This is a genomic window from Paracoccus sp. UBA5162 (assembly GCF_002413585.1).
GTDB lineage: Bacteria > Pseudomonadota > Alphaproteobacteria > Rhodobacterales > Rhodobacteraceae > Paracoccus.
The window spans coordinates 35,161-46,251 of sequence record NZ_DHXG01000023.1 but is presented as its reverse complement, the minus strand read 5'-3'; the positions used below and the strand labels follow the sequence as shown (position 1 = coordinate 46,251).

Here is an 11,091-nt window from a genome sequence, read left to right as displayed (position 1 = left end):
TGCGCCTGGGCATCCTGCAATCCAAGACCGAGGCCTTCCGCCGCCAGAGCCCCGACATGCGCATCGGCGCCGGCGTGCTGGAATTCCTTGCCCACCGGATCAGCACCAACGTGCGCGTTCTGGAAGGCGCGTTGCAGCGGCTTTTCGCCCATGCGAGCCTGTTGCAGCGCGAGATCACGCTGGAGGTCGCCCAGGAATGCCTGGCCGACATCCTGCGCACCAACGACCGCAAGATCAGCATCGACGACATCCAGCGCAAGGTGGCGGAACATTACAACATCCGCCTGGCCGACATGATGGGTCCGAAACGCGCCCGCAACGTCGCCCGCCCGCGCCAGATCGCGATGTATCTGTCCAAGCAGCTGACCTGCCGCAGCCTGCCCGAAATCGGCCGCCGTTTCGGCGGGCGCGACCACACCACGATCATGCACGGCGTCCGCAAGATCGAGGAACTGGTGGGCGAGGACAGCAGCATCGCCGAGGACGTGGCGATGCTGAAACGGCTTCTGGAGGCCTGATCGCGACCGGCGCAGCCTCGCCGCGGCCGGGTTCTGCCGGGTTCCTGACAGGGGCGTGCGCGCCGCGTCGTCCGGGCCCGAAATCCCGCGCATGAAATCCTTGTGACCGCTTCCACGGGCGGTTACAAAACAGGTCCGACAAAGGGCCGTTCCGGCCGCAGGGACAGGGAAAAGCGATGAAATTCTCGATCGAGCGCGCCGTTCTGGTCAAAGCCGTCTCACAGGCCCAATCCGTCGTCGAGCGCCGCAACACGATCCCGATTCTCGCCAATGTGCTGATCGAGGCAACCGCGGACGGCGTCAGCTTCCGCGCGACCGATCTGGACACCGAGGTCGTTGACCGCGCCTCGGCCCGGGTCGAGCGCCCCGGCGCCACCACCGTCAGCGCCGTCATGCTGAACGAGATCGCGCGCAAGCTGCCCGATGGCGCCCTGGTCCAGATCACCTCGGACGACGCGGCGGGCCGGCTGAACGTGCAGGCCGGGCGATCCAATTTCAGCCTTGCCACGCTGCCGCGCGAGGATTTCCCGGTCATGGCCTCGACCGAATACAGCGCCAATTTCGGAGCAAAGGCAGGGGTGCTGCGGCGGCTGTTCGACAAGTCGAAATTCGCCATCTCGACCGAAGAGACGCGCTATTACCTGAACGGCGTCTACATGCATGTCGCCCAGACCGAGGACGGGCCCAGCCTGCGCTGCGTGGCGACCGACGGCCACCGGCTGGCCCGCATCGACGCCCCCCTGCCCGATGGCGCGGCCGAGATGCCGGGCGTGATCGTGCCGCGCAAGACCGTGGCCGAATTGCGCAAGCTGCTGGACGATGACGAGGCCGACATCGCCGTCTCCGTCAGCGAAACCAAGGTCCGTTTCGCCACGCCCGACATCACCCTGACCTCGAAGGTCATCGACGGCACCTTCCCCGATTACAGCCGCGTGATCCCGGTCGGCAACGCCCGCAAGCTGGAGGTGGACGCAGCCGATTTCGCCCGCGCGGTGGACCGGGTGGCGACCGTCAGCAGCGAACGTTCGCGCGCTGTCAAGCTGGCGCTCGAGGCCGACAAGCTGGTCCTGTCGGTGAACGCGCCCGATGCCGGCGCCGCCGACGAGGAACTGATCGTCGCCTATGACGACGACCCGCTCGAAATCGGATTCAACGCCAAATATCTTCAGGAAATCGCCAGCCAGGTCGATCGTGACAATGCGGTCTTCATGTTCAACGGCTCGGGTGATGCGGCGCTGATCCGCGAGGGCAGCGATCAAAGCGCGGTCTATGTCGTCATGCCGATGCGCGTGTGACGCTGAGGCGGCTTTCGCTGGCGCAATTCCGGTCCTGGGCCCGGCTGGATCTGGAACTGGACCGGCATCCCCTGGCGATTCACGGCCCGAACGGATCGGGCAAGACGAACATCCTCGAAGCGGTGTCGATGCTGTCGCCCGGGCGCGGGTTGCGCGGCGCCCCCGCCCCCGATCAGGCGCGGCAGGGGCCCATGGCGGGCTGGCGGATCCGGGCGCGGATCGGCGACCTGCCGGTCGAGACAACCGCCCCGCCCGGCCAGGCGCGCAGCGTCGCCATCGACGACAAGGCGGTCCCGCAGACGGCCCTGGGGCGTCTGCTGCGGATCATCTGGCTGGTGCCCGCGATGGACCGGCTGTGGTCCGACCCGCCCGAGGCGCGCCGGCGCTTTCTGGATCGCGTCACGCTGAGCCTGACACCCGATCATGCCGATCTGGCGCTGACCTATGACAAGGCGATGCGCGAACGAAACCGGCTGCTGAGGGACCAGATCGGCGATCCGGGCTGGTATCGGGCGCTGGAGGCACAGATGGCGCAGGCGGGTGCGGGGCTGACCCGCAACCGGCTGGCGGCGCTGGCGGCGATCATGGACGCTCAGCAAAGCGGCGATTTCCCCGCCGCCCGGCTGACCCTGCTGCCCGGCGAAGGACAGGCCGACGATCCCGATCGGGACAGCATCGCCGACCGGCTTGCCGCGATGCGCCCGCGCGATCTGGCGGCCGGGCGCAGCCTGACCGGCCCGCACCGCGCCGATCTGGGCGCGACCTGGGGGCCGCAGGACATGCCCGCCGCGCTGTCCTCGACCGGCGAACAGAAGGCGCTGCTGCTGTCGCTGATCCTGGCCAATGCCCGCGCCCTGTCGGATCAGCCGGTGATCCTGTTGCTGGACGAGGTGGCGGCGCATCTGGACGCCGACCGGCGCGCGCGGCTTCATGACCAGATCGCGGCGCTGCCCGCGCAAAGCCTGCTGACCGGCACCGGCCCCGAGCTGTTCGACACGCTGGACGCGCGCGCCCGCCGCCTGTCGATCACCCGGGTGAACGGCGCATCCGCCGCGACGGAGGCTTGATGACCCTGCCATTGGAGGCTCTTTGGCTTTACGCCGGCGCGCTGCTGGCAATCTGGCTGACGCCGGGGCCGGTCTGGGTGGCGATCGTGGCCCGCGCCCTGTCCTCGGGCTGGGGCGGGGTCTGGCCGCTGTCGCTGGGCGTGGTCATCGGCGATTTCCTCTGGCCGCTGATCGCGATCTTCGGCCTGTCGCTGATCGCCGGGCAATATGGCGAATTTCTGCTGGTGCTGCGCTGGATCGCGGTTGTCGTCTTCATTGCCATGGGCCTTGCCCTGCTGCGCCACGCGAAGGCGCCGGTGGAAACCGACCGCCGCCTGACCCGGCGCGGCAAATGGGCGGGCTTTACCGCCGGGCTGATGGCGATTGCCGGCAATCCCAAGGCCGCGCTTTTCTATGTCGGGGTCCTGCCCGGCTTTTTCGACGTGGGCCGCCTGACCAGGACCGACATCGCCGTGATCGTCGCCATGTCCGGCGCCATTCCCCTTGCCATGAACCTGGTCATGGGGGCGACCATCGCCGCCGCCCGCGCCCGCCTTGCCACGCCCGCGGGGATGCGCCGGATGACCCGCGTTTCGGGCTTTCTGCTGATCGCGGTGGGGCTTTTCATCGGCGCCGCGAATCTGTGGTCCTGAACGCCGCGGAAAGCTGCGGAAAATGCAGTCATTCCCGTGACATTGCGCGGGCTTCGGCTTATATCGAAAGCAACAAAGGCAGGATAACATCAGATGAGCGAAGCCGCCCCGCAGCAGGCCGAATACGGCGCCGATTCGATCAAGGTTCTCAAGGGACTGGAGGCCGTGCGCAAGCGTCCCGGCATGTATATCGGCGACACGGATGACGGATCGGGCCTGCACCACATGGTCTATGAGGTGGTCGATAACGGCATCGACGAGGCGCTGGCCGGTCATGCCGATTATGTGAAGGTCAAGATCCACGCCGACAGCAGCGTCAGCGTGCGCGACAACGGCCGCGGAATCCCGGTCGATCTGCATGCGGGCGAAGGCGTCAGCGCGGCCGAGGTCATCATGACCCAGCTTCACGCCGGCGGCAAATTCGACCAGAACAGCTACAAGGTCTCGGGCGGGCTGCATGGCGTCGGGGTCTCGGTCGTCAATGCGCTGTCGGACTGGCTGGACCTGCGTGTCTGGCGCAATGGCAAGGAACATTACGCCAGATTCGAGCATGGCGACACGGTCGAACATCTGCGTGTCACCGGCGACGCCGCGCCGGGCGAAAGCGGAACCGAGGTGCGGTTTCTGGCCTCCAACAAGCAACTCGACCCGAACGGCACGTTCAGCAATCTGGATTTCAACTACAAGACGCTGGAAAACCGCCTGCGCGAACTGGCCTTCCTGAACAGCGGCGTGCGCATCATCCTGGAGGACGAGCGCCCGGCCGAAGCCTTGCGGACCGAATTGTTCTACGAGGGCGGCGTGCGGGAATTCGTGAAATTCCTCGACCGCTCGAAAACCCCCGTCATGCCGGAACCGATCTTCATGACCGGCGAGAAGAACGGCATCGGGGTCGAGGTCGCGATGTGGTGGAACGACAGCTACCACGAAACCGTGCTGCCCTTTACCAACAACATTCCGCAGCGCGATGGCGGCGCCCATATGGCGGGCTTTCGCGGCGCACTGACCCGCGTCATCAACGGCTATGCCCAGTCCAGCGGCATCGCCAAGCGCGAGAAGATCGATTTCACCGGCGACGACGCGCGCGAGGGGTTGACCTGCGTGCTGTCCGTCAAGGTGCCTGATCCGAAATTCTCCAGCCAGACCAAGGACAAGCTGGTCTCGTCCGAGGTGCGCCCGGCGGTCGAGAGCCTCGTGAACGAAAAGCTGTCCGAATGGTTCGAGGAAAACCCGGCCGAAGCAAAGCAGATCGTCGGCAAGATCATCGAGGCGGCGCTGGCACGCGAGGCGGCGCGCAAGGCCCGCGAACTGACCCGGCGCAAGACCGCAATGGACGTGGCCTCGCTGCCCGGCAAGCTGGCCGATTGCCAGGAAAAGGATCCCGCCCTGTCGGAATTGTTCATCGTCGAGGGCGATTCGGCGGGCGGTTCGGCCAAGCAGGGCCGGTCGCGCCAGAACCAGGCGGTGCTGCCCCTGCGCGGCAAGATCCTGAATGTGGAACGGGCCCGGTTCGACCGGATGCTGGGCAGCGACCAGATCGGCACGCTGATCACCGCGCTTGGCACCGGGATCGGGCGCGACGAATTCAGCCTGAAGAAGCTGCGCTACCACAAGATCGTCATCATGACCGATGCCGATGTGGACGGCGCCCATATCCGGACGCTCTTGCTGACCTTCTTCTTCCGCCAGATGCCGGACCTGATCGAGGCCGGGCATCTCTATATCGCGCAGCCGCCGCTCTACAAGGTCGGGCGCGGCCGGTCCGAGGTCTATCTGAAGAACGAGGCCGCGCTGGAGGATTACCTGATCCAGCAAGGGGTCGAGGGCGCGGCGCTGCGGCTTGGCGACGGCACCGCGATCACCGGCAACGATCTGGCCCGCGTGGTCGAGGAGGCGCGCGTGACCCGCCGCATCCTGCGCGCCTATCCCACCCATTATCCGCCCCATATCACCGAACAGGCCGCCATTGCCGGGGCGCTGGTACCGGGCCGCGTCGATGCGGATGCACAGGGCGTGGCCAGCGCCATCGCCGCGCGGCTGGACATGATCGCCGAGGAATACGAACGCGGCTGGCAGGGGCGGCCGACGCAGGATGCCGGCATCCGCCTGACCCGCACCCTGCGCGGGGTCGAGGAAAACCGTGTCCTGGACGGGCAGATGCTGCGCAGCGGCGAAAGCCGCCGTCTGGGCGAGATGACCGGCGCCCTGCAAGACATCTATGGCCGGCCCGCGCATCTGGTCCGCAAGGACCGCGACCAGCCCATCTTTGGTCCGCTGGGCCTGTTGCAGGCCATCTTCCTCGAGGGCGAGAAGGGGCTGTCGCTGCAACGCTACAAGGGTCTGGGCGAAATGAACCCCGATCAGCTTTGGGAAACAACGCTCGATCCCGGCGCGCGAACCATGTTGCAGGTCCGCATCGAGGACGTGGCCGAGGCCGAGGATCTGTTCACCAAGCTGATGGGCGACGTGGTCGAACCGCGCCGCGAATTCATCCAGCAGAACGCCCTGTCGGTCGAGAACCTGGATATCTGACAAGGATCGCCGCGATGTCCCCGAACCCCGACCCCTCGCCCGAGGATCTGGCACGGCACAGCCAGAAGATGAAGAAGCTGAAGGTCGCGCGGGACCGGCTGATGGAAACGAAGATCGTCGAGAAGGGCCTGATCATCGTCCATACCGGCAACGGCAAGGGCAAATCCAGCAGCGGGTTCGGCATGATCATGCGCTGCATCGGTCACGGCATGCCCTGCGCGGTGGTGCAGTTCATCAAGGGCACCTGGGACACGGGCGAAAAGCGGGTGCTGACGCAGCATTTCGGCGATATCTGCCGCTTTCACGTCTCGGGCGAGGGCTTCACCTGGGAAACGCAGGACAAGGCCCGCGACATCGCCGCCGCCCGCGCCGGTTGGGAGACGGCCAGAACCCTGATCCGCGATCCGGCGATCCGCATGGTCCTGCTGGACGAAATCAACATCGCCTTCCGCCACGGCTATCTGGACGCGGCCGAGGTGCTGGACTTTCTGGCCGCCGAAAAACCGCCCATGACCCATGTCGTGCTGACCGGCCGCAACGCGCCCGAGGCATTGATCGCGGCCGCCGACCTGGTGACCGAGATGACCTTGCTGAAACATCCGTTCCGGCAGGGCGTGAAGGCGCAGCAGGGCGTCGAATTCTGAGGTTTCCGCCCGTCGCGGCCATCCGGCCCGGCCGGACCGGGCCTTCTTGCAGCGCGCCGGACGGCATCGCAAATGTTTGCCGAACCAATCCGGGCCCTGCGGGTTGACCCGGCAGGCGCGGCAGAAAATCCATGTCGCGTTGCCCGTTTCAATGGATCATGCCCGAATGACCGCACCGCAACTGCCCGATGATGCCGCCCTGTTTCTCGATTTCGATGGCTGCCTGGTCGAGATCGCCGAACGCCCGGATGCCATCATCGTGCCTGCGGACCTGCCCGCCCGGCTGGCCCGGCTGCATCGGCGTCTCGATGGCGCGGTGGCGCTGGTCTCGGGCCGCGACGTGGCCGATCTGCGGCGCTACCTGCCGGATTTTCCGGGCGCCATCGCCGGCAGCCACGGCGCCGAGCTGTCGCTGGACGGCACGCGGATCGAAGCCACCCACGACACCGCGCTGGATGCCGCCGCCCTGCATCGCACCGCGCGCGAGATGGCGGCCCCGCATCCGGCGGTGCTGGTCGAGCCGAAACCCCATGGCGTCGTCATGCATTATCGTGCCGATCCCGCCCTGCGCGGCTTCGTCGAGGACTGCATGACCCGGTTGGCCGAAACCCATCCCGGCATGGCGCTGCAACCCGCCAAGATGGCGGTTGAACTTCGCCCCGCCGGCCGGGGCAAGGATGGCGCCTTGGCCCGGCTGATGGATCTGCCTTCCTTCCGGGGGCGGGTCCCGGTCTATGCCGGCGACGACCTGACCGACGAGCCCGCCATCGCCGAGGCGCAGGCACGCGGCGGCTTCGGGATCAAGATCGGCGACGGCGAAACGGGGGCGCGGCATCGGCTGGCGGATCCCGCGGCGCTGGCCGGGTGGCTGGACGGCGCGCTGGCGCAATGCGGATGAAAGGGTAAGGGGTCATGTCTCGTCTTGTCGTGGTATCCAATCGCCTGCCGCTGGGGGACAATCCCTCGGGCGGCCTCGTCGTGGCGCTGGAGGACGCGCTGCGCGGTTCGGGCGGGTTGTGGATCGGCTTTTCGGGCGAGCAGGTCGAGGATCCCTCCGACGATCTGGTCTTTCACCAGGGCGCCCGGTTCGAACGCGCCGCCTTCGACCTGTCCCCCCGCGATCACGACGCCTATTATCTGGGCTATTCGAATTCCGTCCTCTGGCCCTTGTGTCATGGCCGCGCCGATCTGACCCGGATCCTGCCCGAACATGTCGAGGGATACCGGCGGGTCAATGCCCGCATCGCGCGGATGATGCTGCCGCATCTGAAACCGGATGACCGGATCTGGGTGCAGGATTACCAGCTTTTCCCGCTGGCCTCGGAACTGCGCAAGCTGGGGGTCGAAGCCCGGATCGGGCATTTCCTTCACATTCCCTTTCCCGGCCCGGCCGATTGCGCCGCCCTGCCCAATCCCGGCGAATTGTTCGAATGGCTGTCCTGCTATGACCTTCTGGGATTCCAGGCGCAGCGCGACCTGTCCAATTTCACCGAAAGCGCGCGGCAATTGTCGCGGATCGAGATGCAGCAGGATGACCGGCTGACGCTTCTGGACCGGCCGCTGCGCGCGGCTGTCTTTCCCATCGGCATCGACACCGCCGCCTTCATCGAAGAGGCCCGCACCGCCCCCGACGAGGACCGGATGCGCAGCCTGACCGGGGCGCAGATGATGATCGGCGTGGACCGGCTGGATTATTCCAAGGGTATTCCGCAGCGGTTTCGCGCCTTCCAGTTGCTGCTGGAAAACAATTCCGACCTGATCGAGAAGATCTCGTTCTTGCAGATCGCCCCGCCCACCCGCGAGGCGGTCGAGGCCTATCAGGACATCCGCGAGGAAACCGAACATCTGGCCGGGCGCGTCAATGGCCAGTTCGCCACCGTCAACTGGACCCCGATCCGGTTCATCCACCGTCCGATTCCGCGCAACCTGCTGGCCGGCCTCTACCGGCAGGCGCGGATCGGGCTGGTCACGCCCCTGGCCGACGGGATGAACCTCGTGGCCAAGGAATATGTCGCAGCGCAGGACGTGTCCGACCCCGGCGTGCTGATCCTGTCGCGCTTTGCCGGGGCCGCCGAGACGATGCAGGACGCGCTGATCATCAACCCGCACGATCCCTGGGAACTGGCCGAGGCGATGGCGCGGGCCATGCGCATGTCCGCCAATGAACGCCGCCGCCGCCATTCGGCGCTGCTGCAGGGCGTGGTGGAACGTGATGTCGGCTGGTGGTCGGCGAGTTATCTGCACGCCCTGGGCTGATCCGGCCGCAATGCGGGCCGGCGGGCCCGGTCACGCCGTCGCCGAAGCCCCGGACCTGGCCGCCACGACAGGCGCGCGGGATCACGACCGAATCCCCGGCTGCCGGGGCCGAGGGGATGATCGCGACATCGCCGCCGCGGCCGGAACCGTCGTTCCCGGATGGCCGCATTCTTCGGCTCTTGCCCACGGAGCGGGCAGAATTCCGGTTTCTTGCCGCATCGCGGCATCATCGCCCCGGCGGATTGGTGACAGGCATCGAATCATCGCGCCAGATGGCAATACCGAGGTCAAGAAAGCCTCGGCTTCCTCCCTCGGCCCGGATCAAGGGCCAGCCGCCGAACCCTGCCGCCCCCCTCCTCCTCCCCGCGGCCAGGGATTCGGCGGCTTTTTCCATCTCTCCGGGCTGTCTGGAAACATCACGGGGCGGATCAGGGGCTGCCGGTTCCCGTATCGTCCGACCGGCCGGAACGGTCTGGGGCGGTCAGCGACAGGATCCGGCGGATGGCGGCGGGATAGCCCTCGATTCCCAGACCCGCGATCACCCCGTCGGCGCGCTGCGAGACATAGGAATGGTGGCGAAAGGCCTCGCGCCGATGGACCTGGCTGATATGGACCTCGATCACGGGGCCGTCAAAGGCGTTCAGCGCGTCCAGCACCGCGACCGAGGTATGGGTCAGCGCGGCGGGGTTGATGACGATGCCGCAGGCCGCCTCGCGCGCCTCGTGGATCCAGTCGATGATCTGGCCTTCCCAGTTCGATTGCAGGAACCGGATCTCGTGGCCGCCCGCCGCCTCGCGGCACAGACGCTCGACATCCTCAAGCGTCTCGTGGCCATAGATCTCGGGCTGGCGCTTTCCCAGCAGGTTCAGGTTCGGGCCGTTCAGGACATGGATGACGGGCATGGGCTTCCTCGTGCGCGGGACTGGCCCTTGCTAGCGCGGCGCGGCGGCGCTGTCAGCCCCGTTCGCCGGCCAGCCCCCGCGCCATCAGCGCCCTGACCACCGCGGCGTCCCAGCCGTGATGGCCGGCCGCCGCGCTCAGGATCGTGGCTTTCGCGACCAGCGCGACCGGGGTCGCATCGCCGCCCGGGACCGCGCCGGTCCCGGCGATCCAGGCCCCGGCGGCATAGTCGAAATCGCCCACCGCGCCCCGGATCGGGCGGCTGGCGATCACGACCAGCACACCCGCGGCCCCGGCCCGGCGGATGGCCTGCCCGGTCAGCCCGCGATCGGACGGGACGTTCCCGGCGCCGAATCCCGCCAGCACGATGCCGCGAACGCCGCGCGCGACCAGGTCGTCGATCATGCCCGCCATCAGCCCCGCCGGCTGGATCGGCACGCAGGGCAGTTCGACCACCGGATGATCGTCGAGGGCGGCCCGGATCGCATCCAGCTGCGCCCGGATCAGCCCGGCATCGATCGGCCGCGCCCTGTCCGCCGGCGCGTCCGAGACGGCCGGCATCGCCATCCCCGTCCGCGCAAGCGGGGCCGCATGCGGGGTCTCGAACGCGGCGAAATCCCGGGTCGATACCTTCAGCGCCCGGTTCCCGCGCATCAGCGTGCCGTCAAAGAGGATCGTGACCCCGGCGATCCCCAGCCGCGCGGCCTCCAGCGCGCCGCAGAGATTGGCGAAGCCGTCGCTGCCGGCATTCAGAACCAGCCCTGCGGCGGATTCGCGAAACAGCGGAAGCTGCGCGCCGGTCAGGATCACCGGCGCCGCCAGACCGGCGCGCGCCCGGCCGCGGGCATCGAAGACGTTCAGCAGCAGCGGCAGGGCCGCGGCGGTGAAATCCATCGTGTCGGTGCCGTGCAGGATCACGAAAGCGTCGAAATCCTCGTGCAGATCAAGAATGCGTCCGGCCATCCGGCACCAGTCCTCGGGACGGACCTCGCTGCTGTCCAGCGTGCCGGTGGGGCTGTCGAAATGCAGACCGGTATCGAAATGGATCCGCGCCCATGGCATGGCAGCAGTCAGCGACGGACCCAGCAGGCGGTCCACGGTCTCGGCGAAACGCGCCGCCGGCATCGGGGCCAGCGGTTTGCCGATGCTGCTGATCGTGCCGCCGGTATTGATGATGCAAATCCGCATGTGGTCCTGCCTCGCCTGCCCCATCCCGGCACGCGCCGGCGCCGAAATCAACCGGTCGC

Annotated in this window: 10 protein-coding genes; 8 read left to right on the top strand and 2 right to left on the bottom strand. The window is 67.5% G+C overall.

Annotated elements, in window-relative coordinates; genetic code table 11:
• The 8 genes from B4A72_RS03200 to B4A72_RS03165 form a co-directional block, all read left to right on the top strand.
• Nucleotides 1-518 (top strand): helix-turn-helix domain-containing protein (locus B4A72_RS03200; protein ID WP_292951057.1); only part of this gene is annotated, 518 nt, incomplete at its 5' end.
• 176 nt (nucleotides 519-694) lie between these two features.
• Nucleotides 695-1,813 (top strand): DNA polymerase III subunit beta, encoded by a 1,119-nt coding sequence (gene dnaN, locus B4A72_RS03195; protein WP_292951059.1) that lies wholly within the window; start codon nucleotides 695-697, stop codon nucleotides 1,811-1,813.
• Complete coding sequence (recF, locus tag B4A72_RS03190) at nucleotides 1,810-2,880, top strand: DNA replication/repair protein RecF (protein WP_292951061.1); 1,071 nt, start codon at nucleotides 1,810-1,812, stop codon at nucleotides 2,878-2,880. Before dnaN ends, recF begins: the two co-directional genes overlap by 4 nt.
• Nucleotides 2,880-3,512 carry a LysE family translocator gene (locus tag B4A72_RS03185; protein ID WP_292951063.1) on the top strand — a complete coding sequence of 211 codons (633 nt, stop codon included), beginning with the start codon at nucleotides 2,880-2,882 and terminating at the stop codon, nucleotides 3,510-3,512. The genes recF and B4A72_RS03185 overlap by 1 nt, the downstream gene beginning before the upstream one ends.
• A 93-nt stretch (nucleotides 3,513-3,605) precedes the next feature.
• Nucleotides 3,606-6,044 carry a DNA topoisomerase (ATP-hydrolyzing) subunit B gene (gene gyrB / locus B4A72_RS03180; RefSeq protein WP_292951065.1) on the top strand — a complete coding sequence of 813 codons (2,439 nt, stop codon included), beginning with the start codon at nucleotides 3,606-3,608 and terminating at the stop codon, nucleotides 6,042-6,044.
• 14 nt (nucleotides 6,045-6,058) lie between these two features.
• Nucleotides 6,059-6,688, top strand: a complete 630-nt coding sequence (cobO, locus tag B4A72_RS03175; RefSeq protein ID WP_292951067.1) for a cob(I)yrinic acid a,c-diamide adenosyltransferase — start codon at nucleotides 6,059-6,061, stop codon at nucleotides 6,686-6,688.
• A gap of 166 nt (nucleotides 6,689-6,854) precedes the next feature.
• Nucleotides 6,855-7,586, top strand: coding sequence for a trehalose-phosphatase (gene otsB, locus B4A72_RS03170; RefSeq protein WP_292951069.1), 732 nt, complete (start codon nucleotides 6,855-6,857; stop codon nucleotides 7,584-7,586).
• 14 nt (nucleotides 7,587-7,600) lie between these two features.
• Nucleotides 7,601-8,944, top strand: a complete 1,344-nt coding sequence (locus B4A72_RS03165; RefSeq protein WP_292951071.1) for an alpha,alpha-trehalose-phosphate synthase (UDP-forming) — start codon at nucleotides 7,601-7,603, stop codon at nucleotides 8,942-8,944.
• Between the two features lie 428 nt (nucleotides 8,945-9,372).
• On the opposite strand, the gene aroQ is transcribed toward B4A72_RS03165, so the two are convergent.
• Together aroQ and B4A72_RS03155 are read right to left on the bottom strand one after the other, a co-directional pair.
• Nucleotides 9,373-9,846 (bottom strand): type II 3-dehydroquinate dehydratase, encoded by a 474-nt coding sequence (aroQ, locus tag B4A72_RS03160; protein WP_292978080.1) that lies wholly within the window; start codon nucleotides 9,844-9,846, stop codon nucleotides 9,373-9,375.
• 52 nt (nucleotides 9,847-9,898) lie between these two features.
• Nucleotides 9,899-11,032: an asparaginase domain-containing protein gene (locus B4A72_RS03155; RefSeq protein WP_292978079.1), complete on the bottom strand. Its 1,134-nt coding sequence runs from the start codon at nucleotides 11,030-11,032 to the stop codon at nucleotides 9,899-9,901.
• Between the last annotated feature and the right edge of the window lie 59 nt (nucleotides 11,033-11,091).

Bases quoted from the DNA above. Each gene is read 5' to 3' on its own strand.
- otsB (WP_292951069.1), top strand. From the start codon at position 6,855: ATGACCGCACCGCAACTGCCCGATGATGCCGCCCTGTTTCTCGATTTC.
- gyrB (WP_292951065.1), top strand. From the start codon at position 3,606: ATGAGCGAAGCCGCCCCGCAGCAGGCCGAATACGGCGCCGATTCGATC.
- B4A72_RS03155 (WP_292978079.1), bottom strand. From the start codon at position 11,032: ATGCGGATTTGCATCATCAATACCGGCGGCACGATCAGCAGCATCGGC.
- cobO (WP_292951067.1), top strand. From the start codon at position 6,059: ATGTCCCCGAACCCCGACCCCTCGCCCGAGGATCTGGCACGGCACAGC.
- dnaN (WP_292951059.1), top strand. From the start codon at position 695: ATGAAATTCTCGATCGAGCGCGCCGTTCTGGTCAAAGCCGTCTCACAG.
- B4A72_RS03185 (WP_292951063.1), top strand. From the start codon at position 2,880: ATGACCCTGCCATTGGAGGCTCTTTGGCTTTACGCCGGCGCGCTGCTG.
- aroQ (WP_292978080.1), bottom strand. From the start codon at position 9,846: ATGCCCGTCATCCATGTCCTGAACGGCCCGAACCTGAACCTGCTGGGA.
- B4A72_RS03165 (WP_292951071.1), top strand. From the start codon at position 7,601: ATGTCTCGTCTTGTCGTGGTATCCAATCGCCTGCCGCTGGGGGACAAT.